Below are 25,961 nucleotides of genomic sequence, written 5' to 3' on the forward strand. Positions count from 1 at the left end.
GTCCAGCGGGCGACGTAGCCGCACCGGTCGAGCGCAGGCAGCCAGCGGGCGGGGTCCTGGTCGCCCTTGGCGCGGTTGGACGTCGCCGTGACCGCCACGAGTACGGCCGGGTCGTTGGCGTAGCGCTCCCGCTCGGCCAGGTCGGCGACGTCGGTGCGGGTGCCCAGGGCGTGCCATTCGTCGGCGGCCCAGTCCACGAGCCAGGAGGCGTCGCCACAGTCGATCGAGCAGCAGCGCAGTCCCCAGCCGGGTCCGCGGTGCTCGCGGTAGATCTCCGCGTCGGGGTGCAGGTGTAACGCGCCGTCGGGCATGGCGGGGGCGGGTCTGGCAGCAGCGGTGGCAGACCCGCTGGCGCATCCGGTTGCGGGCCCCGCAGGAGCGGCAGCCCCACCGCGTCCGCGGCGACAGCGGCGCGTGGTGGCCGGGCACGGGCAGGCGCAAGGGGTGCGAAGTCGTCATGATCGGGGCCATCCTTTTCACAATCAGTGACCAGTGAGGGTCCGGCGGACATGCCGGGCGAAGGCGTCACGCGCTCGACTCGACGGCTACTCTCCGTAGTATTTCGGCGAGGTGCGCGAGGGGTCGCGCCGTCGGGGTGGCGGCCGGGCGGTGGATGAGGTGCCAATGAGTCGGCGAATGAGTTTTGCGAAAGCGAATGAGCTGGCTCATTTTGCGGATGAGTTGCCTGGTCGGCGGCTTGATCAGCGTGAATGCGTCGGAATGAGCGGAATGAGGTGGATGAGTCGGCCCCGCCGGGGCCGCCCGCACCCCTGGTTTCGGTGGGTGCGGGCGGTCCCGGGGCGGCTCATTCCGCGCTGACGGCGTCCCGGGCGGAGAGCACGTCTGCCACCCGCGACGGGTCGACCGGGTATTGACGGTCCGTAGTTGGGACCTTGTAGCCGTAGGTGGCGAGCAGGTCGGTGACCTGCTTGATCTGCCACCCGCTGTAGTGGTTCCAGCGGGCCGCCAGCGCCGCGGCGACGGCCGCCGCGCGGGGGTGCTGCTCGCCTTCGCGCGGGGTCATCTCGGTGAGCACGGCGAGCACGTCGGCCAGCGGGTCGCGGGCCACCACGATCTCCGCCGTCCCGCTAGCGCCGCCGCGGGCCTCCAGGGCGCGGGCGACGATGGCGGCCTTCTGGGGCTCGGTCAGGAAGTAGCTGCGCAGCGCGCCGGGCTCGTCCATGAACCCGACCGTCATCAGCGTCCCGCAGTCGTTCAGCGCGGATTTCGTCTTGGGTCGCAGGTCGAGCGCCGAAATCCCTTCCTCGTGCGCCTTCTCGCCCAGCACGGCGTTGTTGCGGGCCTTGTTGCCGTTGACCGCCCCGCAGGCGCGGTTGGTCGACATCGCCACCAGGTCCCGCGGCAGGCTCTGGTCCGACGGGCTGGGGGTGAGAAACGCCAGGTGGACGGCGTATTTGCGGCTCGCCATGAACAGGTTGATCACCAGGTTCACGATCCGCTTGCGCTCTTCGGCCTTGTCCTGGCGGAACAGCCGCTGGCACTCCTCCAGCACCACGATCCGCGGCCGCAACCCCGGCTCCTTCGCCACGATCTCCCGCCCGGCCTCCAACACGCTGGACACGTTGTGCTTTTGCAGCAACCGGCCCCGTTCGGTGAGGTCGTCGTAGAGGGCTTCCAGGTGGTCCAGCGCTGCTTCGACGTTGTCCTCCCCCGCGCCCGGCGAGTAGGTCTTCAGGCACGGTTTCAGGGCCTCGTAGTCGTTGTTCTCGGCGAAGACGAACACGTCCACGTCCACCAGCGGGTCCAGGATCGCCCCGGTCGCGAGGGTGATCATCAGGGTGGACTTGCCCGAACCCGGGGCGCCGGCCATCACGAAGTTGCGTTCGGGCATGTCCGCGACGATCGGTTCGCCGCGCAGGTTCACCCCGACCGGGAACCCACTCCAGTAGTCGGTGGCACCCTCACTGAGCAGCGGATACGGGTCAACCGGGTCCCGCAGAGCGCCGGGGTTGAGCCGGAACAGGTCCAGCACCGTCGGGTCGTCTTCGTCGGCGCGGATGAACAGCTCCATCGGCCGGCACCCGAGGTTGTGAGACAGCATCTCCTTGGCCTTGTCGATCGCCTTCACCGGCGCGCCCTGGGGCAGCCGGATCTTCGTTGACCAGCCCTTTCCGTCGATCATCGGCGGCTGCACCCACGCGTTGTCGGTGTCGCGGTTGGGCCACCCGTCCTTAATGGACGCATTCAGCTTGCCGTTGTTGATGTTGGCCAGCGCTGCCACCACCGCGGACTCCGACAGCTCCACGCGCAGGTTGCGGGTGGCCTCTTTCCGCAGGTGAACGGGCAGAACCTGGTCTCCGAGCCGGTTGCCGTCGCGCCACCAGCGCGACAGCTTCACCAGCGCCGCGGCGGCGGGGATGGCCCACCACCAGGTCACCACGAACACCCCGGCGGCCCACACGAACGCCAGCACCGCGCGCCACACGGCGAGGACGTCGGTGGCGTTGAACTCGCCCAGCCAGCGGCCCAGCCCGTTGACCAGGCCGACCACCACCGAGACGAGGAACAGCGCCCCGAGCGCGGCGGCGGTGCGCCAGGCGATGCCCCAGACCAGTTCGGCCCACTTGCGCATCGTGTCGACGGTGACGTGCCGGCCCTCGTTGTACTGACGGGTCAGGGCTTCCACCGCGGAGTGGTCACCGGACGCGCGGGCCTCCGCGCGGGCGGCCTTGAGGTCGGTGTACTCCCGGTCCGCGCGCTTGCGCTGCCGGGCGGCCTCGATGCCCTTGCCGATGATTGAGGCGTGCCGGCGGGTGAAGCGCCACCCGCGGCCGGCCGTCTGCAGCCCGGTCCGCGTGCCGGTCCCGATCCGGTGCCCGGCGGTGTGCGAGAACTCCACGGTGGCCTCCGCCAGCCAGGCCCGGGTCTCATCCGACGGCCCGGCCAGCACCCGGCCCGTGCTCCGCACGACCCGGGTCCCCCAGGTCTGACGGACCGTTCCGACGGTCATGTCGGTGCCGGGTTCGATCACCTCTCCCTCAATCGTCTGCCGGTCGGTTCCGGGCTCGGGTCGGCGGAACGGGACGACCGTGCCGGACCCGTCGGGACCGCCGCCGGAACCGGTCTCCGGACCGGTCCGAGGACCGGTTTCGGCGGTGGGGTCCGGGCCGGTGTCCTCCGGTCGGTTGGTGGTGTTGTCCCCGGTCCCGGGGGGTGTCGTGTTGTCCTGCGTCATGGTTGCGGTGGTCCTTTCCTTCGATTCCGCGGCCGGGGTTCGTGCGGCGGTTCCGGTGCGGACCGGACCCGGCCCGGACACCCCGGATGCGGGTGTGCGGCCGGGCCGGACCAGACCGGCGAGATGCCGGGTCGGGCGGGTCAGGGCTGGGCGGGGTTGTCGAGTTCGGCGCGCAACCGCTTGGCGGCGGGCTTGCCGCAGTGCAGCGTCTTCGCGATCCGGTACGGGGTGGCCGTGGCCGGGTCCAGCTCGCCCGCGGCGACCTTTTCGGCCAGCCGCTTGCGCAGCATCGCCATGTGCGCGTCCCCGGTCGCCCGCCCCGCCGGGCGGGACCGACCGGCCCGGCCGCTGGTGCGCGGCGCCGGGCTCTGCGCGGACCGGTCCGGGCTCGCCGGGGTGGTGTCGTCGCCGGGGCCGGCGGGCTTGTCGGCGGTGGCGACCCCACCCCCGGGCCGGGTGCCGGGCTCGCCGTGACGGTCCGGACCGGTGGCCGGGCCGCTCGAATCGAGCAGGTTCGCGATCGCCGCGTCCAGGGCGTCCGGGGGCCCGGGAACGTCCGGGTCCGGCGTCACCGCGATCAGGCGGCGCCGCTTCACCTGGTACGTGCCGGGGGCGAAGGTGAGGCGGGCGTTGCCGTCCGCGTCGATCTGGGCGGTGGCCATCTTCAGCGCCGCCCGCGCGGCCGCGTTCGTCTTGGCCACCTGAGCGGCGGCGAGCTTGTCGGCCGCCCGCTGGGTGCGGGAGCGGGGCGGGTCGGCGATCGCCAGCTGGTGGGCGATGACGCCGGCCACCGACACCACACCCATGATCACCATGGCGTCCCAGCCGCGGGCCAGGCCGTGCACGGCGTTGGTGCCGAACGCCAGCGTCCCGAACACCCACACCCCGACCTTGAGGCCCCACACCGACCGCGTCCGGTCCTTGCGGCGGACGATCTGGACCGAGACGGCGAAGGCCCACATGCCCAGTTCGGTGATCAGCGGCAGCAGCCTGCCCACGCCGGAGGCGTAGACGTCGGCGCCGTAGCCGGCCATCGCGGAGGCCGCCATCACGAACGACACCACCGCGATGCTGTAGATCAGCACGTGCGCCACGTGGCCCCGAACGAACGCGCCGATCGTCGCCCAGCGCTGGGCGCGATCCTCGCGGCGCCGCTCACGCTTGGCGGCGGCGGCCTCCTTCTCCTGGCGCGCGAGTTCGGCGGCCAGCTCGCGGTCGGCGCGGGCCACCTCGCCCGCCGCCTTCATCCGCGCGATCTCGTCGCCGGTGGCCGCGGCCTGATCCAGCCGCGCCTGTTCGGCCTTCGCCGCCAGGTTCGCGCGGCGTTCCTCCTGCCAGCTCATGTCAACCTCTTCCGGTACGAGAGACACCCCCGCGTCCCGACGTGCGGGCGCGGGGTGTCCACAGTGGTCAGTCATCGGGGGCGCGGCAGCGAAGCCGCGCAAGGGCGTCGGCGCGGGCCGCCAACCGAGCAGGTTTGAGGCGGCCGTGAGTTAGGAGCGGGTCACGCGGATGACCCCGGCCCGCTCGTACTTCGCGGTGAGCGCGGTGAGGCGATCACCGAGGGCCAAGAGACGGGCGGCGGTGCTACTGGGCCGCTTGGCCCGCGTGTCTGCTTCGGCGACGCGGCTGATCTGGTCGTTGGTGATGGCCGCGGCGGTGGCGGCGATGTCGTTCAGCGCCGCCCGGTCGGGCCCGGACAGCAGCGCGGCGGCCCGGTTGAGTGCGGCAGCGTTGCGGGCGATCTCGTCGCGCCACTGGCGGTGGTGGTGGTTCCAGTCCCCGATCTGGGAGCGCGCAGCGTCGGCCAGGGCGCCCCGCAGCCAGCCGGCGGAGTTGCTGCTGCCGGTCGTGGTTGTGGTGGCGGGTGCGGGCCGGGCGCGCGATGCTGCCGAGCGTTGCGGCGCCGGTGCCCGCCGCGGCGCGGCAGGCTTCGCGGCGGGCGGCTTGCCCTGGGAGCGGGCCCGCAGGTCGGCGGCGCACCGACGACGACCGCAGATCCGCAGGGTCGGGTTGGTCTGGGTGCACTCCCGGCACACCACGCACAGCGCCCGCGTCTTCCGCGGCGCCGCGGGTTTCTTCGCGCCCGTGGTCTTCCGGCTGGTTGCGCACTTGGGCGTGGCCTTGCGCGAGGTGGAGTTCCTGGCGGGCTTGGTCTTCTTCTTGCCGAAACCGAACATGGTGGTGGCCTTCCCAGTCGGAGGGTCAGGAACGGGACACCCCCGAACCCGAAGCGGGGCGCGGGGGTGTCCACAGTGGTCAGTCGCAACGCGGATGCCGCGAACCGAGCAGGTCCGGGCCGGACCTTCACTGGTCCGCGGGCACCGCGGTGACGGTCATGGTCGCCGTCACCGCCGGGCACGGCTCGCCCCGCGCCGGCCGGGCCACCAGCCCGGCACCGCCACCGACCGGCGGGCTGCCTACGGTCGTAGTCGGGCCGACGACGTTCGGCCGCGGGCAGGTATCGGTGCTCGACACCGGGGCCGGCGGGGTCGGCGGCGGGGTGACGCGGTAGCCGACCAGGTACAACACGCACAACGCGACAAACACGATCAAACCGATGATGATCCGCAAGGCGGCATCAGTCCTTTCAGGATGGTTCAGGTGGGCGGGGCGTAGAGGAACCGGAACAGGGCCTGCTGCAGCTGGAGGCGGTCCACGAGTCCTCCGAGGTCGCGAGTGGGCGGTGGTGCCGGGTTCCGGGCGGGCCGTCGGTGGGCGCCGCCCGGAACCCGGGGACTGGGGTGTGGTGGTGCGGGGTCAGCGGGTGGTGGCCTTGTCCTTGCCCGTGGCGAGCACGGCGAAGACGCCGGACACGGCGGCGATGGTGAACAGGACCCACACCAGGCCCATGCCGTAGTGGGCCGGGTCCTTGTAGTGCAGGCTGTTGGCGCCGTAGGTCAGCCAGGCCGAGGCGGCGAACAGGATGTACGCGGTGATCCGCATGGTCTTCTCTCCCAGGGGGTTGTCGAGCGTGGTTGCGGCGAACGAGGTGCAGCGGGCCGGGGGCGCCGGGTCAGCGGCGGCTGGACTTGGCCTTGGCCTTGCCGCCGGCGAAGACGAACAGCAGGGAGAGCACCGCGACCGCCCCGAGCGCGAGCGGCAGGGTCAGGCCGTAGTGGGCGGGGTTCTTCTCGTGCAGGCTGGCCGCGCCGAAGGCGAGCCAGGCGGCGATGGCGGCGATCACGAACGCGATGAACTTGGCCATGATTTTCTCCAGGGTTGTTGGTGCGAAACAGAACGTGGAGCCGGTGGTACTTGGGGCGCCGGGCAGCACAAGGCCACCCGCGGCCGTCGAACGGTGGTGCGGGTGAAGCGGTGGTGCGGTGGAGTGCGGCCAGAGAGCCCGGCCGCGACAGGTGATGGTGCGACTCAGGCGCGGCGGTAGGCGGCGGCCTGGGCCTGGACCTTGTCGACGTACCAGCCGGCGTGGTTGTAGGCGAAGATCGCCCGCCGGGAGTCCCCAGCCGACAGGCCGGAGTCGCACAGGTAGTGCGCCGCCGCGGGAATCGCGTCGGCCGGGTCGTAGATGTCGCCCCCGATGCCGGGGTGGCGGTTGCGGACCCCGGCGAAGGTGGCGGGCAGGAACTGCATCGGGCCCGCCGCGCCGGCGAAGTTCGCCCCCGAGCGGACCCCGGGTGCCTTGAGTCGGCCGTGGTCGGTCTCGACCTTCCCGATCCCGGCCAGCAGCGCCCAGTCCAACCCCGGGCAGGTGCCGGCCGCCGCCTTGTACTGGCTCAGGTACGGGCCGGGAATGTCGGCCACGCCCGCCCCGGCGTCGGCGGCCAGGCCGACCCCCTCACCCAAGTCCAGACCACCCTCGCGGGTGTAGCCGACGGCAACCGCGGCCACCACGAACAGAGCAGCCGCGCCACCGACCTTGCCCAACAGCGTCATGGGTATTCACCTCCTCTCCTGCGTCTCGGGTGGACCGTGATGCGGCGGGCGTGGGCGGTCACGAGGCGACCTCGTCCCGCTCGCGCCCGGCCCGCGCCGTCACGTCGGCCGAATCCTTGCGCTCGTGCCGGTGCTGGCGGCGGCGCCAGCTGGCGATCGCCGTGGCCAAGACGGTGATGAGCCGGGCGGACCGGCGGGTGACTGGCCACTCCCACCCGATCCGCACCAGCAGCCCCGCGGCGATCGGCCAGACCAGCCAGCCGATCCCGGCCCACAAGACCAGCCCGGCCAGCGCGGCGGCGACCACCGTTTCCGGCAGCCACCACCCGACCCGGGCGATCGCCCGGTCGACGACCGGGCCGCCGCCGGTCTCAGTCACCTCGCCGCGCTCGCGGCGACGCAACGTCTTGCCTGCCATCGTATTTCTCCCTTCACCCGGTCTCCGGAGACGCCGGAACCGATCCGGCAAAACTTGCGGTGATCCGGGCGTCCAACCCGGACTGCACAGCCAGCAGCAGCCGCGCGACCAGCAGCAGCGGCCACCGCAGCAGCGACAGCGCGCAGAACAGCAGCACCGCCAGCGCGAACCCGGCCAGCCGCCACGACCCGTGCTCCTTCGCGATCTCGAACACGCTCACGACCTCGCCCCCGCTCAGCTGCTCACGGGGGCGGTGTTGGCCGCCAGCCACCCGGTCAGCCACGCCTCGATCCGCTCGGACGTGTCGCTCCAGTCGATGGCGGGGTCGGCATCGAACGCGCGGGCCACCCGCGCCGCCAGGGCCTGCGAGTTCAGCGAGAACGGGAACCGAGCAGCCCCGGCGGCGCCGTAGCGCAGCGGGGACCAGTTGATGAAGTCGATCCGCATCGCGGTGTCCCCGTCGGGCTTGATGGACGGGCACACCGCCAGGGTGTCGGTCAGCGCCAGGAACGGGATCGGCATGTCCACGGTCAGGTCGCCCGCCAGCACGGTGGTCAGGTTCACCGCGCCGACGTGTACGCCACGGGCGTGGTGGATGGTGTAGTGGGATTCCAGCTTGATGTAGGTCACGGCAAAAGTCCTTTCAGGACAGGGGAAACAGCAGGGGGCGAGAACAGGAACAGAGCAGCCTTCCGTGCTCCTTGGAGATCTCGAACACGCTCACGGCTGCTCGGTGGCCGGGTTGGTGTCGTCGTCGGGAAACAGGTCGGCGGAGATGCCGACCTGGCGGCGGCCGTCGCGGCCGGGGATGTCCCCGACCGCGGTCAGGTGCACGGTGCCGTGACCGGTGCGGTAGCTGTGCCGGGTGGCCAGGTCGAGGAAGTCAGCCCACGCGGTGTAGATCTCGCGGACCTCGGCCTGCGCCAGGTCAAGGGTGGGCACCGTGGCGTGCAACTGGCCGATGGCGCTGAGGCTCCAGTGCAGCGGCGCCAGCCCGGCCTTGTTCGCCGTGTGCAGCACGGTGGCCAGCGCGGCGTGGGACTGGATCTGCCAACGTCGGCGGTCAGCGTCGGTGACCGGGCCGAACAGGCTCGATCCACCGTGGTCGTTGTCGGGCATGAGGGGACCACAAATCCTTTCGGGGCTCGAACTCGCGGGGTGGGTGTCGCCGCTGCCAGGTAACGGATTAGCCGTTCCACCCGGCGCTTCCGGCACGGTCAGGCGGCAGGACCGTCCGCGAGGTGGCCCCACTCGACCGCCCAGTCGATGTGCTCGTCACCGGTGGGCACCAGCGCTTCGGCGGTGTCCAACAGCGACTCCACCGTGCCGCGCGGGATGGCGATCTCCGCCGCCCCGTCCGGGGAGGACAGGGCGAGCACGAGGTGGTCGGGGATGCCGCCGGTGTCGGGGCGGATCTGCACGTCGCCTTCTCCGGCCGGCTCGTTGCAGCCGGTGGCCAGCAGGTCGCGGGCGAAGATCCACCGCTGCCCCGCGACGTAGGCGGTGATCGCCCACGGGTCGGCGTCGTCGTAGGTCAGCTCCACCGCAACCTTCCGGCTGGCCCCGAGCAGGACGCCGTCCGCCTGGTTGCACACCCACATCAACGCCCACCGCCCAGACCGGGCCCGAGGTCCCAGCCGAAGCGGGCCATCGCGTCGCGCAGCATCACCGCGTGGTCGAAGGCGAGCCCGGCCCCGGCGGCGATCCGGGCCGCCACCCGCAGCGGCAGCCACGCGGCCAGCCGGGCGTCATCCCCGGCCACCACGGCGGGCATCTCGTCGAGCACCGCGCCGTAGGCCACCGACACGTACCGGCCGCGGGCGTCCCGGCCCGGAGCGTCGTAGATGCCGATCCGGTCCAGCGCGACGTCGGTCAGGTCCAGGCCGATTTCCTCCGCCGCTTCCCGCCGCGCCGCCTCCGCCGACGTCTCGTCCGGGTCGACGTGCCCGCCGGGGAAGGCCAGCCGGCCGCGGTGCGGGGGCCAGCCGCGTTCGATCAGCAGCACATGCCACACCCCGTCGGCCGGGGCGAACAGGACCACATCGGCGGCGTAGAACACCGGGTGGCGGTCATCCAGGCGAGCCGCCACCTTGGCCGCCAGCGATCCGAGCCGAGACATCAGAGATCCTTTCGGAGTGTGGCGCGGGAGGACAGCAGCGCGGGCAGGCAGCCGCATTCGTCGTCTTCGTCGTGGTGGAACCCGATGCAGCGGTCATCGGGGCAGCCGCACGCATCACCGCCCCACCGGCCGTCGGTGAAGTAGTTCTCCCGCGCCCACTGGGCTTGGCTGATCCCGGCCTCGCGCAGTTGCTCGCGCGCTTCGGCGTTGAGTCGCATGTCCGAAGATCCCTTCGGGAGTTGGTGAGCAGGAACCGAGCAGGTTGGGTCAGGCCGCGACGGCGGTTCGCGGGGAGCCGAGCAGGGCGGTGACGTAGGAGACGAATCCGCGCTCGGCACAGGGATGCGTCGCGCCGGTCTGCGGGTCCCGCAGGCTCCCCTCCAGCCACCGCGTCAAACGCGCAACCGACCAGCCCTGACGGCGACGCGTGGCGATGGCGTCCACCAACGACTCCAGGAACGCCGCCCGTACCCGCGTCGCGCGGGTCGCGGCCTTCGCCGCAATCGGGCTCACCGGCGACGTGTTGGACAGCGGCGGCCGGGTCGTGCGCCGCGGGCGCACTGCGGCCTGCTTCGCCGCCTCGTCTGCCAGCATCCGCACCTGCGCGGCGACGTCGCGGTAGACCGCGGCCCGGCTCAGCAGCACCGCGTCGACCGTGCGAGTGGTCAGGATTCGGGCGTTGGCGGCCAGCTGACCGGCCAGCAGCCCGAACCGGCGCGCCACCGCTGCCGCGATCTCGTCATCGGCCACGACGACCACCAGTGGGTTGCCTTCGGCCTGGTCGAACTCGACGTCGGCCAGCAGTCGCAGCTGCTCCGCGACGTCGCCGTAGACCGTCGCCCGAACCGCGGTCACGACCTCCGGCAGCCCGGCGGTGGACAGGACCGTGGCGTTGCGGGTCAGGATGTCGGCCAGGTCGTGGAACCGGCCCGCGATCTCGGTGCTCACCGTGCGAGTCATGGTCAGTCCTTCCGTTCGCCAGCGGACCGGGAGAAGGCATGGCAGTCCCCGGGAATGAATGTGGAAATTCGAGAAATAGGGCGCGAAGGTGCGCTCAGAAATGCCGGGTCAGGCGGCGGAAGGAACCACGCGCGCGGCCAACTGGGCGGCGTAGCGATGCGCGGTCACCGCCGCGCCCGCCGCCACCGGGCTCTCGTGGCCCACCGCTCGGCACTCAGCCGCCAAGTGCTCCAAGACCACCGCACGGCGCTCATGCCACGCCGCGACCAGCGCGACCGGTGCGTCCACCGCAGGGCGGAACGACTGCAACTCGATCAACTCACTCAGCCCGGACATCACGCGGCCTCCCCCTCGACCACGAACCCGATCGCACGGCGTCCCGGCAGAGTCCGCAACACAGCACGCGCGGCCTGGTTGGCCATCACGGCCTCAAAAACAGCGTCGAACTCAGGCAACAGATCGGCGACGTCCGCCAACTCGTCGTGCACCAGACCGGTCCCCATCGGGAACTCCTGATCGCCTGGGTAGCCAGCCAGCAGCTCGGTCAGGTCGGGCGCCAGCGCGTCAAAGTCCAGGCCATCGGCAGCCGCCTCGATCCAGCGGCGGTTCTTCGGGCGGGTCGTGCCCATCGGGGTGTCCAGCTTCATGATCAGGCCACCTCCGCCGGCTCGTCGTCAGCCGCTTCCGGCGACTGGCCGCCCGCTACGAAGTCCGTGTAGCCGCGTTCCGAGCAGGTGCTGATCCAGGTGTTCACGCAGTAGCCCGGGATCCGGATCGCGCCCTTGCCGGTGCCGATCTTCAGCACGTCCAGCTCACCGGACTCGATCGCCCGGTAGACCGTCGACCGCGAGACGTCCAGCAGCTCCGCCACCGCCTTCACACGGAAGACGGCGTTATCCTCAACCCGCATCGTTGCTCCCAAGGTTTCGATGTAGGCCCCGGCCGGTGTTCCCGCACTGCCGGGGCAACTTGCGTGGTGCGCGCTCTGTGCGACACCAGAGACGTTAGGCAACATAGACAACATAGCCAAGTCTTCTCGGCTGTTATCACCTAGACGGAGTAGTTGACTAAGTCGCGTACCCTGTCTGACATGGACAAACTTGATCCGGCTGACTCCCGAGCGCCTTATCTGCAAGTGGCCAGCCGACTTCGGGAGGCGCTCCGGGCGGAGACCTACCGGCAGGGCGACAAGCTTCCGCCACACCAGGCGATCGCTGAGGATTTCGGCGTGTCGGTGGGGACGGTGAAGCGCGCCTACACGCTCTTGCAGGACGAACAGCTGATCGTCACACGCCAGGGACAAGGCACCTTCGTGCGTGCGTCTGGCGCTGCGGTTCCGGCGGCGGAGACCTCCCCCGGTAGTGCGCCGAACAGCTTGGATCTCGCGGACCTTGAGAGGCGGCTCCTCGCTGTGGAGCGCAAGCTGGGGCTTGCGCCCTGACGGGCGTTCGGGCGAGTTGTCGCACGGGCGGCTGGTGGCGAGAATTGGTGACGGTGCCGCATGGTCGGTTCGGGTGTGCTGGTGTCGCTGGCGTCTCATGGAAGTAGCTTCGGCCCGGTTGGGTGCACGAACCCGGAAAAACCTTCCGGGGCCAACCCGGAAGAACTTTCCGGGTTGCTAGCGCAGCTGCGCGAGAGGGTGGGGACATGCGAGGAATCAGCGAAAACCTGACCATCGGTGAGCGCGTCGCGTGGTACCGACGCCGTCGCGGCATGTCACAAGAGGCGCTTGCTGGCCTGGTCGGCCGCACGAGCGACTGGCTGGGCAAAGCCGAGAACAACCGGATCGAACTGGACCGTCTGTCCGTGATCCGCAGCCTCGCGGACGCCCTGGACGTCGCGCTCGGCGACCTCATCGGTGAGCCAACCTTGCTGGACTGGACCCCGGACAGCGGCACGGCGACGGTGCCAGCGCTCCGGGCTGCACTCATGGACTACCGCCAGCTCACGCCCATCCTGAGCGCCCCGACATCGGAGGCGGAGCCGCCGGCACTCGACGAACTCGCCCGCGAGCTGCGCTCGGTGTTCGACGCCTACCAGGGGTCGCGCTTCGGGTACGCCGCTGGCCGGGCGCCGCTTCTGCTCGCCGACGCACTGCTCGCCGCGCGCCAGTACGACGGGGACGACCGCCTGCGTGCTCACGAGTTGCTGGCCTTGAGCTACCAGGCTGCGGCGTCAGTGCTCACGAAGATCGGCGAGGCTGACCTTGCGTGGATGGCGGCCGAGCGCGGCCTGGCGGCTGCACAGCAGTCGGAGAACTATGCAATTACCGGATCTCTATTCCGGTCTGTGGCTTTCGCACTTTTGTCGACCGGTCGCCACGAACCAGCAATGTCACTCACGGAAGCGGCCGCCGCGTATTTGCAGCCACACCTGAACGACGGAGACGGCGACGTGATTTCGTCGTATGGGACACTGCTTCTGGCCGGCTCAATGGCGGCTGCACGCGCTGAGGACAGGGCGACCACACGCGGTTACTTGACTGAGGCTGACGAGGCCGCTCAACGCCTTGGTGTCGACGGAAATCACCTCTGGACGGCATTTGGGCCGACGAACGTGGCAATTCATCGTGTGAACACCGCAATGGAACTGGGAGACGTACAGGTCGCGCTCGATATCGGCCCGGAGCTGGACACAGCGGCGTTGCCAGTCGAGCGGCGAGTGCGGCACATGCTGGACGTCGCCCGCGCGTTCCACGTCTCCGGACGCCACGATGCCGCGGTCGCTACAGTGCTGAACGCTGAGCGGATGGCACCCGGCCAGGTCAGGCACCACTACTTGAGTAGGCAGCTGGTCATCACGTGGGTCCGCAACACCCACGGGAAGCCGGGCTTCGAGCTGCACCAGCTCGCCAAGCGGATGCACGTCGTAAGCTGACCCACGTGACGGACGACTCAACGGACAAGTTCGCAACGCCCCGGATTGCTGCCGGGGCGTTGTTCGTAGACGGAAACCGCGTTCTGCTGGTCAGGAAGACGTACGGGAACCGCTGGGACATCCCCGGCGGCTACGTCGACCAGGGCGAGTCTCCAGCGGCGGCCTGCTCGCGGGAGCTGCGGGAGGAGATTGGACTAGCTCGGTCAGCCCAGCGGCTGCTGGTGCACGACTGGGCGCCCAACGACTCGGAGGGCGACAAGATCCTGTACGTCTTCGGATGTGGGGATCTCGGCACTGACGAGGACGCCATCGTCCTAGACGGCGTCGAACTCGATCACTGGGAGTGGGTCTCGGTCGACAAGCTGAACGAGTACCTGATCCCACGTCTCGCCCGCCGGCTGAACCACGCGTACCAGGCCCACGTGAAGGGCACGACTCGCTACCTTGAGCACGGCGAGCCAGTCCTAGGAGAGAGTTGAAGCTGCTCGGTGGTCGGCGAGGGAACACCGCTTCGGGCAGCCGTCAGACCGAGCCGCAGAGCCGGAAATGGAACGGGGGCGCGGCAGGATTACAATCAGAAGAAGATGAATGACCGGAGCTCTCGTTGACAAACAACCAACCCACGCTGCCAAGCGGCTCGGCGGGTAGCGATGGGGCAAGACTGCCGTGGGGTATCATCGGTTGATGGCAGGAAAATTCAAGTCAATCGTTGACGTGTTGGATGCGTTTTTTGGTTCCGTTTGGACAGCGGACAGTGTTGATCGTCTCACGCGTAACGACCTTGATGCGCTCGCGGTAGCCGTCGAGGACTTCTACCATGATTACACGCTGCCGGAGCTAAATCCGGATTTGATCCGCTCCTACAGCGGTGGGACCTCATCTGTCCTAAATGGACCCATGCCAGCTGAAGCTGATGGCCACCTAATAAAACTGTCAGATAGTCAACTTATGCCGTTTGCTCATGCGGCGACGCTTTATGTCGACCAGATTGTCATAAACTGTCCGCTAGACTCATGGATATTCAGCTACAGGAACTTTATTCTGCCCAGACCTTTTAGAACCAGGTCAGGTTTGATACTTACGCCCACACTGGCCGAGCATGCCTATGGTGTAGGATTTCGCGAGGCGAGCGAAGAAGCGAACCGCGAGAAGATCCGTTCCATACTACGAATGCTATCCATTCTTGCGCCTGCAATCCAACGAGGATGGATCCTCACCGTTCCCCATCTTCGAATCTGGAAGAAGATGAGAGAGTCGATTCAGGCGCAAGTTCGCAGAGACATAATGAATCCAGAACTACTGGAGGTTCTGTCTTCGGAATTCGACACCCCGCCGGCTCATAGCGATATGTTCCGAGGAATGAGCGTGACCGATCCCCGTGGCGTCTTGCCGCAAGATCACGCACTGTCCGTTGCGGAGTCGCCAATGATCTACTTCAACAGCTGCCTTGCCGTGGCAGGGGCCACAGATGCACGGTTCCTCCCAGTTGCCGATTCCGACTTCGCACTGCTACATCAGCACATCTTAGATGCCGGAAAGTTGAACAGGCAATTAAGAGACGCCATTGCCGTCGGAGCCTTACAGCGGGCGACCGTGCCAACTTTTGATGACGAATCGTTTCAAACGATCTGCAGTATCCGCGACTCTGAATCTGCATTCAACGATTGGCGGAATCAAGTCCGGGAGTTCGTGGATGGCAGTTTCCCTATCAGCCTCGACGACATCAGAGATGTCGAGGGTATTGTTAGTGACAGGATCCGACTACGCGTTGAAAGAATCGAATCTGACATCAAAAAATCGAAGACGCTTCGAGGTTTCGTCGAGTCTGCGATTCCCAGCGGACTAGAAGTCGGAATTGCGGCTGCGATCTGGACCGCCCCGCCACAAGCGTCTATCGCAAAGCTCATCGCTTCGATTTCCGCTCCAATACTTAAGGCCGCAATCAACTCTATAGTTAGTCGACGCCGGTCGGCGATGTCGGTAGTTATAAAGCTTCAAAAGCTCAACAGAAGGGATGCTCTTGATCAATGACTCCAAGCTCGTGAGCTAGGTCAGTTAGCTTTCCGAGATGTCTGCACACCGGCTTCCACTGGTCGCCGCCGGCCGCGTCGTCGGCAACGGCAAGCCAGTAGCCACGCGATTTCGACAAGTGCGCCCCCCAGCGTGTACCGGGCCAGCCCAGGGTGCTCCCTGCGCAGCTCTCAACGTCCTGCACGCGCTAGCCCTCGCCGCCGGCCCTGAGGCGATGTAGAGGGGCTGCTCAATCCAGCCAAGACCGCAGTCGACACACGCACACACCATAGTCGATCTCTCCCGCCAACCGGATCGTTCAGGTAAGCAGGCCATCGCGCCAAGAGGGGTACCGGAGTCCGCCACGTTCTCCCCGCCTGCGGACGCGCCAGCAAGCTCCGACCACCATGTCCGGCGCTCGTCTTCTCGCCACACTTCGGCAGCGCTGGTCACGAGACGAGCCACCGTAAGCGCAACGTCGTGGCCGATCCCTTCCGATCCATACGGCGATCTTGCCCGACTCGCCTGCGGCTCGGCCGCCCACCTGTCATCCCCAATACGGGGACATAGCGGGGGCTGTTACGCAGGTCAAAGGCCTACTTCAAGATCCGTTCAAAACCCGTCCCGACTTGCACTGGAGCCCCCTTCTTGCGGTTCGACTTCGCGGGGCTTCGGCCGGGCGGCTGAGTGACGAACTGGGCGACAACCGCCCCGAACACGCACGGACGTTCACGGACGTCACCGGACATTCGCGTGTCACTCGGTCAAGCGCCTGACCAGGCTTTTTATGGATGCAAGGTGCCTGGGGGTCAAGGGGTCGCAGGTTCAAATCCTGTCAGCCCGACGGACACTACGAGGCCGCCTGGCCGGGTGAAAGCCCTGGTCAGGCGGCCTCTTCGCGTTCTGCTCTTGACCCTGTAGTTGATCATGGCCAGGCTTCGTTGGGGACCATTTGGGGACCACCGTCGAGTTTGAGTGTGTTCAGCGCACTTGACCGCTGCAGACGCAGCGCCAGGGGATCGTCCTCGGCCTGGCGAACAGCTGATGAGCAGGCCATGCGTCCACCTGGAGATTGACCGCCGGGTACTACGAGCACTCCTGTGCAAACAGGGATTTTCACAACAAACCTGGAGATCGTGACGGCGACCGGCGACCGCATCGCGGCCGTTGTTGCCGGCAGCAGGAGCGGCGGCGCCGAAGGACAATTGTAAGCGGGCGCTTTGTGGCGAATCGGGGATACATCCCCCAAAATGGGGATGTCATGCCGACCAAGCTAGCGCCCCGCGGCCGGATACGGGACCCGCCTCCGGTGAGCGGGGCTTCCTGGTGCGGCAGCACGGCCAGTTCGGCCGGGGCACGCTTCACGGTGCCTCGCCATCGGCGGGCAGCGGGTCGCAGGCCTGCTGGATGACGCTGTGGTGCATGACGTCACGCTGGCCGTGGGCATCGACGACGTAGGCGCTCATCGGTGGGGCCGGCCGTCTCGGGGTTCGGCCGGTTCTTCATCGCGGCTCCTGCGAGGGCGCCGGGGTCGTGTCGGTGAAGGAGTGGTGCTCGTGCACTACGGTCCAGCGGCCCTCGGTCTTGCGCAGGCCGACAGTGAGCCGGAGCCGCTGCTCGGGATCCCGGGCGAAGTCGGCCGGCGTGCCGCAGCGCAGCAGGCCGTAGGCCAGGGCAACATCGGTCCCGGCCACGACGTCCAGTGACTCGAGGTCGAACACCGCACCGCCGGCCTGCCAGGCGAAGAACCCCGGCCAGCTGTCCCGGTAGGCCTCGAGTCCGCGCAGTCCCTGGTAGGGCGGCGGCACATCGAACATCACGATCTCAGGTGCGTGATCCGCCAGCACACCGTCCAGGTCGCCCTCGTGCGCGGCGCTCGCCCAGGCCTTGATCAGGGCCCGGATCTGTTGTTCGTCGGTCATGGGGTTCTCCTCGAAGGATGATTTCACCAAGTAGAACCCGGGCCGGGCGACAAACTCATCGCGGCGGGCCAGGATGGCCGGTATGAACGCACCAGCCGAGGTCCTCGACGCCGCCAGGTCGGGGGACGCGGCCGCGTTCGAGCGACTGGTCAGCCCGTACCGTGACGAGCTGCTCGCGCACTGCTACCGGATGCTGGGCTCGTGGCACGATGCCGAGGACGTGCTCCAGGAAGCCCTCGTCCGGGCTTGGCGCGGCGTCGGCGGGCTGGACGAACGCGGGTTCGTCCGGGCCTGGCTCTACAAAATCGCGACCAACCGCTGCCTGACCGCCCTGGAGCGGCCCGGCCGCCGCGAGCTGCCCTTCGACGTGCACCCGGGAACCCCCGGCACCGAAGTCAGCTGGCTCGAACCCTGCCCCGGCCCGTCACCCGAGGCGAGCTATCTCGCCCGGGAGGCCGTCGAACTCGCATTCGTCGCCGCCCTGCAGCACCTGTCCGCTTTGCAGCGGGCCGCGCTCATCCTCCGCGAAGTGCTCGGCTTCTCCGCCGCCGAAGTCGCCGGGCTGCTGGACACCTCCACCGCCTCGGTGAACAGCGCGCTGCAGCGGGCCCGCAAGACCATCGACACCACCCGCGTCAGCCGGCAGAGCGTGCTGCGCGAACTCGGGTCCGACGCGGTGAACGAAATCGCCGCCGGGTGGATCGACGCCTGGCAGAACGGAGACGTCGACGCGATCGTCGGCATGCTAGCCGACGACGCCCGCTTCTCGATGCCGCCACTGCCCGAGTGGTACCGCGGCGCCGACGCCATCCGGGCGTTCCTGGTCGCCGGCCCGCTGCGGTCACGCTGGCGATTCCTGCCGACGTCGGCCAACGGCCAGCTCGCCTTCGGCACCTACCTGTGGGCCGACGCCGCCGGCGCGTACCTGCCGGGCGGCCTCGACGTGCTCACCATCCACAATGGACAGGTGAGTGAGATCGTGTCGTTCTTGACCGCCGACCTCACCGACTTCGGCCTGCCCAGCCAGTTGCCCGCCTGACTCTGTCGGCTCCAGCACGCGGATGTGGGCGAAGCGCCCGCCAAGTCGGCGATCCGCGGAGATCTCGCGCGCCGGGAGGTCTCCGGCGTTCTACCGGGGCACGATCCCGGCTTCGTCGGATCCAGCTCGTCGATGCCGATCGCGACCGGGTTCTCGCGGGCCGCGAGCGTCAAGAAGTCCCGCAGCGAGTCGACGATTTCAAGCAGGTGCAGCGCCAGCCGGGTCAGTCCTCGCGCTTCCCGGCGAGACCGTAGTGCTTGTCCAGGCGGACGGGGCCGTCCCGCTCGGCATACGCCTCGCCCCGCTCCCAGCGGGAGGAGGTCAGGCGGGCCCACGGTGTTCGTGGACCTCCTCGGAGCCGGCTCCGTCAGCGGGGATGGCCCGGCAATGGGCCATAGCGGGCGTGGGGCGCCTGGGTCGTCCAGGCCCAGAAGCGGTCCCCGTACGACCAATGCCACCAGCGGGCCGGGTAGCCGACCAGGCCGGCGGCGACCAGCGCCGAGGCGAGCAGCTGCCCGATCCTCTCGTCCGGCGGCGGGATCGGACCTGTACAGCACGCCGGGAGCAGGAGGGCCACCTCATCCGCTTCGGACAGGGTGCGTCTTCGAGCACGTCGGTGACCCGGAACTTGTTGAACGAGTCCAGGACCGGCGCCATGGCACCGCCCGGGGGTCCAGTAGACCGGGTAGCACGACAGCGTGTTGGACTCCGGGTTGGCGGGCATCTTCACCCCGGGCACGCATTCCGGATCCGCGTACGTGATCGTGGTGATCCCGCCCTGCGGATTGGTGATCGCGTCGATGCGGTTCCGCGTGATCGCCGTGTACTGGCTGTTGGCGTTGACGCAGTTGGCCTTCAGAACCCCGTGGAACGTCGTCGGATTCAGCGTGATCGCGTTGCCGACCGTGGCAGGACTCGCGACACGACCAGTCTGGGTGATCGAGTCCAGCCACAGCGCAGGCGGACTGCCGTCGCCGCTCGCCGGGAACGACTGACTGAGGGCCCAGTCGTTGACCGGCTTCCAGCCCGAGCTGCCGTCGCTGATCTGGGTCCGGATCTTGGTGTACCGCTTGCGCGAGAAGAACGTCGGTGAGCCGTACTTGCAGGCCACACCCGATGCGCAGCTCGTCGTGCCGCGCGGCGGTGTTCGAGGCGGCGCGGGGGCTGCTGGCGCGGGCACAGGAGGTGGGCGACGTCCGGGCGGGCGTACCGGTTGAGCAGTTGTTCAAGCTGGTGAACGCCATCGCGCTGGTCACCGAGACGGAGCCGGATGCGGCCGGGCAGGCGGCCGCCCTGCTCGACCTGATCTTCCACGGGCTGACTCCACGCCCGTGAGCGACGGGCGCGAAGTCGGTCCGTGAGGAGCGCGCGGGGTCCGGCGGGGTTAGCGGAAGGGCGAGAGGCCTTTGCCGGGACAGGCCCTTTACAGTCCTTCCTGGAGAAAGTTGGCGATGTCGCTGCGCTTCGGGTAGTTCGGCAGGGGTGCGGGTTTTCCTTGCAGAAAGGTGTCGATTACAGCGAAGGCTTTGTCGTTGTTGTCATCGAGGCCGTTCCACATGTGGTGTCCGACTTCGGGCATGAACTGGGTCCGTTCGATGGCGGGATCTTCGGCCAGAATGGTGGTGGCCCATTGCCGGACCTGGGAGGAGCACTGGGCGACCATCAGCATCGTGGGCGTGCCGGAGCGCCGTAGCCCCGTGGCGATCGACGGGGAGTCTTTGATCGTCTGCTGGATCTGCATGCTCGCGGCAGGACTGAATGAGAAGTTCTCCGCGGTGTCCTCCTCCGGGATGCGGTGGGCGTCGCGGGCGCAATAGGCCGAGGCGGTGTCGCTGCCGAGATCGGCGGCGGTGAACGCGTTGTCGCCTTCGGCTTGCCTCACCAGCGTGGAGTCGGGGCTGAGGAGCCCGAGACGCATGAGACCGAACGCGACGGCGTACCTGGGGACGTGGGTGGACCGCGGCCCGCGCATGGCCGGGGCGAAATCCCGTGCGCTCGGCTGTCCTTTGTGCCCGGCGAGCAGCGCGGTGGGACCGTCCATCGGGCCAGGCTCGGCGATGATCGCCTTGTGCACCCGAGCCGCGACAGGCGCATCAGCCAGGGCACGGGCGAGGACGTCGCCGCCCGCGGAGAAGCCGAGGACATCGACCGGCCCCTTGTCCAGGTGGTCGACGAACGCCGTGAAGTCCTGGACGGACCTGTCGATGCTGTACTGCTCAAGGGGAAGCAGGCCGCTGCGGCCACCGCCGGCGTGCTCGTAGGCGTAGACGTCGTAACCATGTCGCGCCAGGAGTTGCAGGAAGCGGTGGTCGAGCACGGCGATGCCGCGAACCGGCCCGCCGTGGAGGTACGCTAGCGGCACGTCGCGCCGAGGGCTGCCGGGGGCGGGTGGGTAGTGGTACACCGCGACCTGGCTCCCCGTCGACAACTCCCAGCGCTGCGTTGCCACGAACGGCAATGCCGCAGGGTACTGCCGGTCGGTCGGCACGCTCGGGACGCAGACCGTCCCGGTCAGAACCACGGCGACAAGCACCGGCAGGTACGGCACAAGCCGACGTCTTCCCGAACGGCGACGGGCCCGCCAGGTCGCGGCCGCACCCCCGATGGCGAGCGTCGCCAGCCACGCCGCGAGGCCGGAGACCGCGCCATCGGTCAGGACGACCAGCACCAGGAACAGGACGGCCAGCCCGGCGACGGCGGCCAGTGCGAGTCCTGCGCGCCCGGCGGCGCGCGCCAGTCGGCGAATGAGTCGTGACATGCGGAAAGTCCCTTGTTCGAGTTTCCAAACTAAGTTTCAAAACTAAGTTAGCACATCGGCTAGACTCGCTGCCGTGGCGAGGCCCAGAACCAACGACGACACCGTGAAAGAGCGATTGGTGGAGGCGGCCACCGAACTGTTCGCGACCCGCCCGCTCGAGTCGATCACCGTCCGCGCGCTCGCCGGCGCGGCGGGAACGGCGACGGCGGCGGTGTACACGCTGTTCGGCAGCAAGGACGCGCTGATCGAGGAGGTGCGCACCAGGGCGGTCGCGGGGCTGTTCGACGCCCTGTCCGCGGCGCCGGTCACCGACGATCCGCTCGCGGACCTCAACGCGCTCGCCGCCGCGTACCGGAAGTGGGGGCGAGCGCACCCGCACCTGTACACGGTGTTGTTCGGCGGGGTGAAAACCTTCGACCCGTCGGGCACGGCCGGACCACGCGACCCGATCCGGCTACTGCTCGACGCGATCGACCGCGCCGTGGCGGCCTCCATCCTCACCGGTGAGACGAAGTCGATCGCGCTCTCGTTCTGGGCGACCCTGCACGGAGTCGTGACGCTCGAACTGGCCGGAGCGCTCGACACCGCCGTCGGCGAGGTCGCCTTCCACGCGGCGATCCCGGCGGCACTTCGCGGCTGGGCACCAGCTCCATAACATCCGCGAAACGAGTTCCATGATCTTCGACCACTCGGTCCGGCGGGTTCGAGCAGGCGTTGTCCAGTCAGGACGCCGAGACCGGCCTGCGCTCCTGACCGTCAACCACGACACCGCGCCCGGTCCGGGGCCTCGGTGGCGTCCGCATGCACCCGTACGTGGAGAGACCGCCGTCCCGGACGACTGCTTGCGTCTCGCGGAGGCGCTCAGGTGGGCTACGCCGACCTCGCCGTCGCCGAACCGGCGTTGAAGCGGGTGCTGCTGGAAGGCGAGGCCGGACAGGCGCTGGGGCTACGCCGTGCCGGAAAGATGTGGGTCCACGGTCCCGCCGGAACAGGCCTCGAGCACCACCGCCGCCCGAGCACACCAGCAGCGCCCCGTCACGCGGCACCCGCGACGGCGGATCGGGCAGGTAGGAAAGACCGGCCAGCCCAGTCGCCCGAAAGTACGACCACGGTGGCGCTCCTCGCGGCGGACTTCGTCTCGCCTCACTGACATCCGCGTTCAGCGACCGGCCGATGGCCCGCGGCGGGATCGTCGGCCAGTCGTCGCGTTCTTCGCGGCATTCGATGCGCAGCAGGAGGAAGTCGCGTTCGGTCAGCTGCCCGTCGGCTCCGGCGGTGTCGAGGTCGGCGTCGGGAATCGGATCGAGCCCGACATTGTCGCTGTGTCCGCAACCCTCACTGGATGAGTGGGCGGCGGGCGACGAACACATATTCCGTGCTGTTCTCGGTGAACGGTTCGCCGGCGAACCCTCCGTAGAGCGCCTCCAGTTCGAGGCCGGCGACGTCGAGCAGCCCGAGCCATTCGTTCTTCGTCGCCCACCACAGCGAGCTTCTGGCGCCATCGTCGCGAATGATGTCGATCCGGTTGTCGCCCACCGAGTAGCGGATCGTGTGCGGTTGCCGTTCGTCCTGGCGCACGCCGTCGGTGCGGGCGGCGATGTGGTGGTCGAAAGCGAACGCGTTCCAGGCGAACCGCCCGCCCGGCCGCAACGACGCGGCCACGCGCTCGAATGTGCGGCGGCGTTCGGCCCACGTGGCCAAGTGGAGCAAGGCACGGAACGGGCAATAGATCAACTCCGCCGGCTCGTCGAGGCGCAGGTCGCGCATGTCGGCCTCGCGCAGATCGAGTTCCACGCCCTCGGTGTCGGCGCGGGCACGCGCCTGTTCGAGCATCGCCGGAGACGAGTCAAGACCGATTACCGGCTGCCCAGTCGCCAGCGCGACCGGGATCGCGACACGGCCGTTCCCCACCGCCAACTCGACCACCGGCCCGGCGGCCTCACGCGCGAGGCCCACGTAGAACGCGACGTCCTCGATCATGTGCGCCGACCACTCCTCATAGCCGACCGCGAACGCCTCATCCCAGGTCATGCGCCGAGGCTGCCACGCCACGCCCCGGCAAACCAACCAATTTCCACGTGTACCTGCGGGAGTGGTTGGAGGAGCATGACGCCGCGTATGTGCCGGCCACCAAGGTCAACGACCTGCTGGCCACCACCGGCGGTGCCGAGGCGAGGGCGGATGAGCTGATCGCGGACTTACCTGCCCGGGCGTGGCGGCGGCTGTCGGTCGGGGCCGGAGCGCACGGGCCCCGCGAGTACGACTGTGCCCGGATCCCGATCGGGACCAGCTGGCGGGCCGGGCGCGGGCACTGGCCGCTCGCGCGGCGCTCGATCAGTGATCCGACCGAGATCGCCTACTACGTCTGTTACGGATCTCGCTGCTCGAGCCCGCGGCTACCCATTCACCTGACTGCCGTTGCAGTACTGGAGCCGGACTACGGCCAGGGCCTTGGCGCGGGCCGGATCGGTGAACCTCCACCCCCTGCGGCCGGTCGGAGTTTTGGTTTTGCCTGACATGCGGCTGGAACCGAATTGTCAATGCCGACCTACGCTCGGCGGGGATCCCACCCTTCGACCGTGACGGGACGCGCCGATGACGACGACCGAGCCGGAACGGGGCAGCCGGGGCTGCCCGTTCCACGCTAATGACTTCACCTCCGAACGCCTCGACCTCGACCCCGAATACGCACGGCTGCGGCGGGACAAGCCGCTCGTCCGGGTGACGATGCCGCACGGCGGGGACGCGTGGGTGGCGACCCGCTACGACGACGTCAAGACCGTGTTCGGCGATCCCGGGCCGGGCGGCCGCGGGGGAACCAGCCTCGGCCGGGGCGGGGTTGCAGGTTCAGGGGCCCGAACTCGTCGACGCAGATCACTCGCCCGTCGGTGGGCGGGTGGTCGTAGAGGTCGAGGATGCGGGTCTTCTTGGCGACGAAGTCCGGGTCTCTGCTGGCTTTCCAGGTTTTCGTCGCCTGCCAGGACACGCCCGCCTTCCGGAGGATCTGCCGGACGGTCTCGGTACTCGCCCGGATCCGGGCGTGTTCGGCGAGGTAGTCGACCAGCTTGGTCAGGCTCCAGGTCGTGAACGGCAACCCCAGCTCAGCGGGTTTGCAGGCAGCGATGCGGCAGATCTGGTTACGGGCGGCCGGCCCGAACTTAGCTGGTCGGCCGCCCCTCCATTTTGGGGACAACGCCGCGAACCCGGACTCGTTGAACGCGTGGATCACCTCCCGCACATACCCCTCCGTCGCCGCGAACATCACCGCGATCTCCCCCGCAGACCGGCCCTGCGACGAGGCCAGCACGATCCCGGACCGCCGCAGCCGCACCCGGTCCTTCGCCGACCTCGTGATCTTGACCAGCCGCTGGGCCTCCTCCGGCTCCAACGACCGCGCGAACACCTCAGGCGTACGTGCCATGGCTCACCTCCACCGGCCAGCCTCGCGATCACCAGCCCGGATGTCCACGCGACACGGTTACCACGTCAACGTTCCTTGCCGAGGCACTAGGATCTCGGCATCACGAGCCGGAGTGCTCGATCGTCTGGGAGTTCGGAGGTTCACCGATGGCGCGTGCCGGCCGGCGAAGAGCCAGCAGCGGGCTTGACCATCGAGGAGGTGCTGCCGAAGGCCGGGGGTGGGCCCCTCCGAACGGGACAGCCGAGCTGCCGGTGATCCCCGGACAGCCGCGGAAAGCGGACGCCGACCCGGACGAACGCCGCGCGCGGCTGGAACGGCAGGCCTGGGAAGCGGCCGACGCGCAACGGCGCGCGGGCGCGCGGATCCGCTGGGCAGTCGTGGTCGCGGGCGCGGCAGTGGTGGCGGCGGGCATCGCCATGCTGACGACGATGTCCCGCCCGGCGCAGCCGCCGCACGAGGCGGCGTTGTGGTCGGTGCCGCTCGAGCCGGCCACCCCGCTGCCGTCGAGTGCCATCCCGGCTCAGTCCGCCGCGCCCACGACCTCGGTCACGCCAGCCACGCCAGCCACGCCGACACACTCGCCGACCCGCCGGAGCGTCGCCCCACCACCACCGCCACCGCCGGCTGCCCCGGTCACCCCCGTCCCGCACTGCCCGACCGCCGAGACGGCGACCCTCAACGACGAGGCGAACGGCATCGTCTACAGCGGACCGTGGTACGCCGCCGGCAAGCGCGGCCTGGGCGACTTCCACGACGACGTGCACGCCACGATGGCGGACGGCAGCCAGGTCGGCTACGCCTTCACCGGGACCGGCATCGCGCTCTTCAGCGAGACTTACTCCGACGAGGGCCGGATGGACATCTACCTGGACGAAGTCTTCCAGCGCACCGTCGACACCACGAGCCAGGCCCGGCACGCCCAGCAGAGCGTGTTCAGCGCCTGCGGCCTGTCGCCGGGCCACCACACCATCCGGGCCGTCAAGCGCAGCGGCACCTACATGCTGCTGGACCGCTTCGACGTCACGCCGTGAGCCGCTGGGCTCGCACGGTCCACACCGGACAGTCACCAGTGCCGGGCCCACGGCACCGATGCAAACCCACCGAAGTCCCTTCCACCACGAGGGGCGCCCGGATCCGGGGGTGATTTGCCCACTGGGTGACCGAAGTTTTCGACGACCTCGGCGCCGTGCTGGCCACACACCGGGTTGACAACGCCAGACGCGGCCCAACGTGGCGTGGTCCGCTGACGATCGCGGTGCTGACCGGCGCCCTCGGCTGGTGGGCGCTCCCCGCCAGCTGCGGTTCGACGGCCTCACGCGGGACCACCCCGGCATCTGCGGATGC

31 protein-coding genes and 2 pseudogenes are annotated in these 25,961 nt (G+C 69.0%); 9 read left to right on the top strand and 24 right to left on the bottom strand.

All coding sequences use genetic code 11. From position 1 onward, the window contains the following. From AB0M82_RS37020 to AB0M82_RS37110, 19 genes and pseudogenes are all read right to left on the bottom strand, one after another. Positions 1-311 (bottom strand): annotated as a pseudogene (locus AB0M82_RS37020) (hypothetical protein); the annotation flags it as partial. A gap of 494 nt (positions 312-805) precedes the next feature. Then, entirely contained in the window at positions 806-3,196 is a 2,391-nt protein-coding gene (locus AB0M82_RS37025) for an FtsK/SpoIIIE domain-containing protein (protein WP_364732352.1), read from the bottom strand. Between the two features lie 140 nt (positions 3,197-3,336). After that, positions 3,337-4,539, bottom strand: coding sequence for a hypothetical protein (locus AB0M82_RS37030; RefSeq protein ID WP_364732355.1), 1,203 nt, complete (start codon positions 4,537-4,539; stop codon positions 3,337-3,339). Between the two features lie 150 nt (positions 4,540-4,689). Then, a complete protein-coding gene (locus AB0M82_RS37035; RefSeq protein ID WP_364732357.1) occupies positions 4,690-5,376 on the bottom strand; it encodes a hypothetical protein in 687 nt (228 codons plus the stop codon). Positions 5,377-5,503: 127 nt separating this feature from the next. Next, positions 5,504-5,752, bottom strand: coding sequence for a hypothetical protein (locus AB0M82_RS37040; RefSeq protein ID WP_364732360.1), 249 nt, complete (start codon positions 5,750-5,752; stop codon positions 5,504-5,506). A gap of 204 nt (positions 5,753-5,956) precedes the next feature. Further along, positions 5,957-6,142, bottom strand: coding sequence for a hypothetical protein (locus AB0M82_RS37045; RefSeq protein WP_364732362.1), 186 nt, complete (start codon positions 6,140-6,142; stop codon positions 5,957-5,959). Between the two features lie 70 nt (positions 6,143-6,212). Next, complete coding sequence (locus tag AB0M82_RS37050; protein ID WP_364732363.1) at positions 6,213-6,404, bottom strand: hypothetical protein; 192 nt, start codon at positions 6,402-6,404, stop codon at positions 6,213-6,215. Between the two features lie 164 nt (positions 6,405-6,568). Continuing rightward, on the bottom strand, positions 6,569-7,093 hold the full coding sequence (locus tag AB0M82_RS37055; protein ID WP_364732366.1) for a transglycosylase SLT domain-containing protein: 525 nt from the start codon (positions 7,091-7,093) through the stop codon (positions 6,569-6,571). Positions 7,094-7,151: 58 nt separating this feature from the next. Beyond that, on the bottom strand, positions 7,152-7,511 hold the full coding sequence (locus AB0M82_RS37060; RefSeq protein WP_364732369.1) for a hypothetical protein: 360 nt from the start codon (positions 7,509-7,511) through the stop codon (positions 7,152-7,154). Positions 7,512-7,524: 13 nt separating this feature from the next. Then, on the bottom strand, positions 7,525-7,731 hold the full coding sequence (locus tag AB0M82_RS37065; RefSeq protein ID WP_364732372.1) for a hypothetical protein: 207 nt from the start codon (positions 7,729-7,731) through the stop codon (positions 7,525-7,527). Between the two features lie 14 nt (positions 7,732-7,745). Continuing rightward, positions 7,746-8,141, bottom strand: a complete 396-nt coding sequence (locus AB0M82_RS37070) for a hypothetical protein (protein ID WP_364732375.1) — start codon at positions 8,139-8,141, stop codon at positions 7,746-7,748. 90 nt (positions 8,142-8,231) lie between these two features. Next, positions 8,232-8,630, bottom strand: a complete 399-nt coding sequence (locus AB0M82_RS37075) for a hypothetical protein (protein ID WP_364732378.1) — start codon at positions 8,628-8,630, stop codon at positions 8,232-8,234. Positions 8,631-8,728: 98 nt separating this feature from the next. Continuing rightward, complete coding sequence (locus AB0M82_RS37080; protein ID WP_364732381.1) at positions 8,729-9,112, bottom strand: SsgA family sporulation/cell division regulator; 384 nt, start codon at positions 9,110-9,112, stop codon at positions 8,729-8,731. Further along, complete coding sequence (locus AB0M82_RS37085) at positions 9,112-9,630, bottom strand: NUDIX domain-containing protein (RefSeq protein ID WP_364732384.1); 519 nt, start codon at positions 9,628-9,630, stop codon at positions 9,112-9,114. Before AB0M82_RS37085 ends, AB0M82_RS37080 begins: the two co-directional genes overlap by 1 nt. Continuing rightward, positions 9,630-9,848 carry a hypothetical protein gene (locus AB0M82_RS37090; protein ID WP_364732387.1) on the bottom strand — a complete coding sequence of 73 codons (219 nt, stop codon included), beginning with the start codon at positions 9,846-9,848 and terminating at the stop codon, positions 9,630-9,632. Before AB0M82_RS37090 ends, AB0M82_RS37085 begins: the two co-directional genes overlap by 1 nt. Positions 9,849-9,897: 49 nt before the next feature. Then, positions 9,898-10,590: a hypothetical protein gene (locus tag AB0M82_RS37095; RefSeq protein ID WP_364732389.1), complete on the bottom strand. Its 693-nt coding sequence runs from the start codon at positions 10,588-10,590 to the stop codon at positions 9,898-9,900. 108 nt (positions 10,591-10,698) lie between these two features. Next, on the bottom strand, positions 10,699-10,929 hold the full coding sequence (locus AB0M82_RS37100) for a hypothetical protein (protein WP_364732391.1): 231 nt from the start codon (positions 10,927-10,929) through the stop codon (positions 10,699-10,701). After that, positions 10,926-11,237 carry a hypothetical protein gene (locus tag AB0M82_RS37105; RefSeq protein WP_364732394.1) on the bottom strand — a complete coding sequence of 104 codons (312 nt, stop codon included), beginning with the start codon at positions 11,235-11,237 and terminating at the stop codon, positions 10,926-10,928. The genes AB0M82_RS37100 and AB0M82_RS37105 overlap by 4 nt, the downstream gene beginning before the upstream one ends. A gap of 2 nt (positions 11,238-11,239) precedes the next feature. Next, complete coding sequence (locus AB0M82_RS37110; protein ID WP_364732396.1) at positions 11,240-11,500, bottom strand: helix-turn-helix domain-containing protein; 261 nt, start codon at positions 11,498-11,500, stop codon at positions 11,240-11,242. A gap of 180 nt (positions 11,501-11,680) precedes the next feature. On the opposite strand from AB0M82_RS37110, the gene AB0M82_RS37115 reads away from it, so the two are divergent. The 4 genes from AB0M82_RS37115 to AB0M82_RS37130 all read left to right on the top strand — a co-directional run bounded on the left by AB0M82_RS37115 (position 11,681) and on the right by AB0M82_RS37130 (position 15,498). Beyond that, a complete protein-coding gene (locus AB0M82_RS37115; RefSeq protein ID WP_364732399.1) occupies positions 11,681-12,031 on the top strand; it encodes a winged helix-turn-helix domain-containing protein in 351 nt (116 codons plus the stop codon). 206 nt (positions 12,032-12,237) lie between these two features. Continuing rightward, a complete protein-coding gene (locus AB0M82_RS37120; RefSeq protein WP_364732402.1) occupies positions 12,238-13,467 on the top strand; it encodes a helix-turn-helix domain-containing protein in 1,230 nt (409 codons plus the stop codon). A 5-nt stretch (positions 13,468-13,472) separates the two neighbouring features. Further along, positions 13,473-13,946: an NUDIX hydrolase gene (locus AB0M82_RS37125; RefSeq protein ID WP_364732405.1), complete on the top strand. Its 474-nt coding sequence runs from the start codon at positions 13,473-13,475 to the stop codon at positions 13,944-13,946. A 205-nt stretch (positions 13,947-14,151) separates the two neighbouring features. Beyond that, positions 14,152-15,498, top strand: a complete 1,347-nt coding sequence (locus AB0M82_RS37130) for a hypothetical protein (RefSeq protein WP_364732407.1) — start codon at positions 14,152-14,154, stop codon at positions 15,496-15,498. 1,481 nt (positions 15,499-16,979) lie between these two features. On the opposite strand, the gene AB0M82_RS37135 is transcribed toward AB0M82_RS37130, so the two are convergent. After that, on the bottom strand, positions 16,980-17,399 hold the full coding sequence (locus AB0M82_RS37135; RefSeq protein ID WP_364732410.1) for a nuclear transport factor 2 family protein: 420 nt from the start codon (positions 17,397-17,399) through the stop codon (positions 16,980-16,982). Between the two features lie 82 nt (positions 17,400-17,481). Between AB0M82_RS37135 and AB0M82_RS37140 the strand changes: the two genes are divergently transcribed. Next, positions 17,482-18,438, top strand: a complete 957-nt coding sequence (locus AB0M82_RS37140) for a sigma-70 family RNA polymerase sigma factor (RefSeq protein ID WP_364732412.1) — start codon at positions 17,482-17,484, stop codon at positions 18,436-18,438. Between the two features lie 367 nt (positions 18,439-18,805). Here the strand turns inward: AB0M82_RS37140 and AB0M82_RS37145 are convergent, their stop codons facing one another. Further along, positions 18,806-19,549 carry a hypothetical protein gene (locus AB0M82_RS37145; protein WP_364732414.1) on the bottom strand — a complete coding sequence of 248 codons (744 nt, stop codon included), beginning with the start codon at positions 19,547-19,549 and terminating at the stop codon, positions 18,806-18,808. A gap of 5 nt (positions 19,550-19,554) precedes the next feature. On the opposite strand from AB0M82_RS37145, the gene AB0M82_RS37150 reads away from it, so the two are divergent. Then, the gene (locus tag AB0M82_RS37150; protein WP_364732417.1) at positions 19,555-19,773 is read left to right on the top strand and encodes a hypothetical protein; all 219 of its coding nucleotides are present in this window, start codon (positions 19,555-19,557) and stop codon (positions 19,771-19,773) included. Positions 19,774-19,861: 88 nt separating this feature from the next. Here AB0M82_RS37150 and AB0M82_RS37155 read toward each other — a convergent pair whose 3' ends face one another. Next, complete coding sequence (locus AB0M82_RS37155) at positions 19,862-21,106, bottom strand: alpha/beta hydrolase (RefSeq protein ID WP_364732420.1); 1,245 nt, start codon at positions 21,104-21,106, stop codon at positions 19,862-19,864. 163 nt (positions 21,107-21,269) lie between these two features. Here AB0M82_RS37155 and AB0M82_RS37160 point away from each other — a divergent pair, with 163 nt between their 5' ends. Further along, positions 21,270-21,851: a TetR/AcrR family transcriptional regulator gene (locus AB0M82_RS37160; protein WP_364732423.1), complete on the top strand. Its 582-nt coding sequence runs from the start codon at positions 21,270-21,272 to the stop codon at positions 21,849-21,851. Positions 21,852-22,531: 680 nt separating this feature from the next. On the opposite strand, the gene AB0M82_RS37165 is transcribed toward AB0M82_RS37160, so the two are convergent. Then, positions 22,532-23,227, bottom strand: a complete 696-nt coding sequence (locus AB0M82_RS37165) for a class I SAM-dependent methyltransferase (RefSeq protein WP_364732426.1) — start codon at positions 23,225-23,227, stop codon at positions 22,532-22,534. A 50-nt stretch (positions 23,228-23,277) separates the two neighbouring features. On the opposite strand from AB0M82_RS37165, the pseudogene AB0M82_RS37170 reads away from it, so the two are divergent. After that, positions 23,278-23,577, top strand: a pseudogene (locus AB0M82_RS37170) (IS701 family transposase); the annotation flags it as partial. A 392-nt stretch (positions 23,578-23,969) separates the two neighbouring features. On the opposite strand, the gene AB0M82_RS37175 reads toward AB0M82_RS37170, so the two are convergent. Further along, positions 23,970-24,617, bottom strand: a complete 648-nt coding sequence (locus AB0M82_RS37175) for an IS630 family transposase (RefSeq protein ID WP_364732429.1) — start codon at positions 24,615-24,617, stop codon at positions 23,970-23,972. A gap of 251 nt (positions 24,618-24,868) precedes the next feature. Between AB0M82_RS37175 and AB0M82_RS37180 the strand changes: the two genes are divergently transcribed. Then, positions 24,869-25,648, top strand: coding sequence for a hypothetical protein (locus AB0M82_RS37180; RefSeq protein ID WP_364732431.1), 780 nt, complete (start codon positions 24,869-24,871; stop codon positions 25,646-25,648). The last annotated feature ends 313 nt before the right edge of the window (positions 25,649-25,961 follow it).

Source organism: Amycolatopsis sp. NPDC051128 (assembly GCF_040682715.1).
GTDB lineage: Bacteria > Actinomycetota > Actinomycetes > Mycobacteriales > Pseudonocardiaceae > Amycolatopsis.

Bases quoted from the DNA above. Each gene is read 5' to 3' on its own strand.
- AB0M82_RS37115 (WP_364732399.1), top strand. From the start codon at position 11,681: ATGGACAAACTTGATCCGGCTGACTCCCGAGCGCCTTATCTGCAAGTG.
- AB0M82_RS37025 (WP_364732352.1), bottom strand. From the start codon at position 3,196: ATGACGCAGGACAACACGACACCCCCCGGGACCGGGGACAACACCACC.
- AB0M82_RS37150 (WP_364732417.1), top strand. From the start codon at position 19,555: ATGCGCAGCTCGTCGTGCCGCGCGGCGGTGTTCGAGGCGGCGCGGGGG.
- AB0M82_RS37055 (WP_364732366.1), bottom strand. From the start codon at position 7,093: ATGACGCTGTTGGGCAAGGTCGGTGGCGCGGCTGCTCTGTTCGTGGTG.
- AB0M82_RS37105 (WP_364732394.1), bottom strand. From the start codon at position 11,237: ATGAAGCTGGACACCCCGATGGGCACGACCCGCCCGAAGAACCGCCGC.
- AB0M82_RS37135 (WP_364732410.1), bottom strand. From the start codon at position 17,399: ATGACCGACGAACAACAGATCCGGGCCCTGATCAAGGCCTGGGCGAGC.
- AB0M82_RS37110 (WP_364732396.1), bottom strand. From the start codon at position 11,500: ATGCGGGTTGAGGATAACGCCGTCTTCCGTGTGAAGGCGGTGGCGGAG.
- AB0M82_RS37045 (WP_364732362.1), bottom strand. From the start codon at position 6,142: ATGCGGATCACCGCGTACATCCTGTTCGCCGCCTCGGCCTGGCTGACC.
- AB0M82_RS37050 (WP_364732363.1), bottom strand. From the start codon at position 6,404: ATGGCCAAGTTCATCGCGTTCGTGATCGCCGCCATCGCCGCCTGGCTC.
- AB0M82_RS37140 (WP_364732412.1), top strand. From the start codon at position 17,482: ATGAACGCACCAGCCGAGGTCCTCGACGCCGCCAGGTCGGGGGACGCG.
- AB0M82_RS37035 (WP_364732357.1), bottom strand. From the start codon at position 5,376: ATGTTCGGTTTCGGCAAGAAGAAGACCAAGCCCGCCAGGAACTCCACC.
- AB0M82_RS37080 (WP_364732381.1), bottom strand. From the start codon at position 9,112: ATGTGGGTGTGCAACCAGGCGGACGGCGTCCTGCTCGGGGCCAGCCGG.
- AB0M82_RS37130 (WP_364732407.1), top strand. From the start codon at position 14,152: ATGGCAGGAAAATTCAAGTCAATCGTTGACGTGTTGGATGCGTTTTTT.
- AB0M82_RS37030 (WP_364732355.1), bottom strand. From the start codon at position 4,539: ATGAGCTGGCAGGAGGAACGCCGCGCGAACCTGGCGGCGAAGGCCGAA.
- AB0M82_RS37120 (WP_364732402.1), top strand. From the start codon at position 12,238: ATGCGAGGAATCAGCGAAAACCTGACCATCGGTGAGCGCGTCGCGTGG.
- AB0M82_RS37085 (WP_364732384.1), bottom strand. From the start codon at position 9,630: ATGTCTCGGCTCGGATCGCTGGCGGCCAAGGTGGCGGCTCGCCTGGAT.
- AB0M82_RS37090 (WP_364732387.1), bottom strand. From the start codon at position 9,848: ATGCGACTCAACGCCGAAGCGCGCGAGCAACTGCGCGAGGCCGGGATC.
- AB0M82_RS37075 (WP_364732378.1), bottom strand. From the start codon at position 8,630: ATGCCCGACAACGACCACGGTGGATCGAGCCTGTTCGGCCCGGTCACC.
- AB0M82_RS37175 (WP_364732429.1), bottom strand. From the start codon at position 24,617: ATGGCACGTACGCCTGAGGTGTTCGCGCGGTCGTTGGAGCCGGAGGAG.
- AB0M82_RS37165 (WP_364732426.1), bottom strand. From the start codon at position 23,227: ATGACCTGGGATGAGGCGTTCGCGGTCGGCTATGAGGAGTGGTCGGCG.
- AB0M82_RS37095 (WP_364732389.1), bottom strand. From the start codon at position 10,590: ATGACTCGCACGGTGAGCACCGAGATCGCGGGCCGGTTCCACGACCTG.
- AB0M82_RS37060 (WP_364732369.1), bottom strand. From the start codon at position 7,511: ATGGCAGGCAAGACGTTGCGTCGCCGCGAGCGCGGCGAGGTGACTGAG.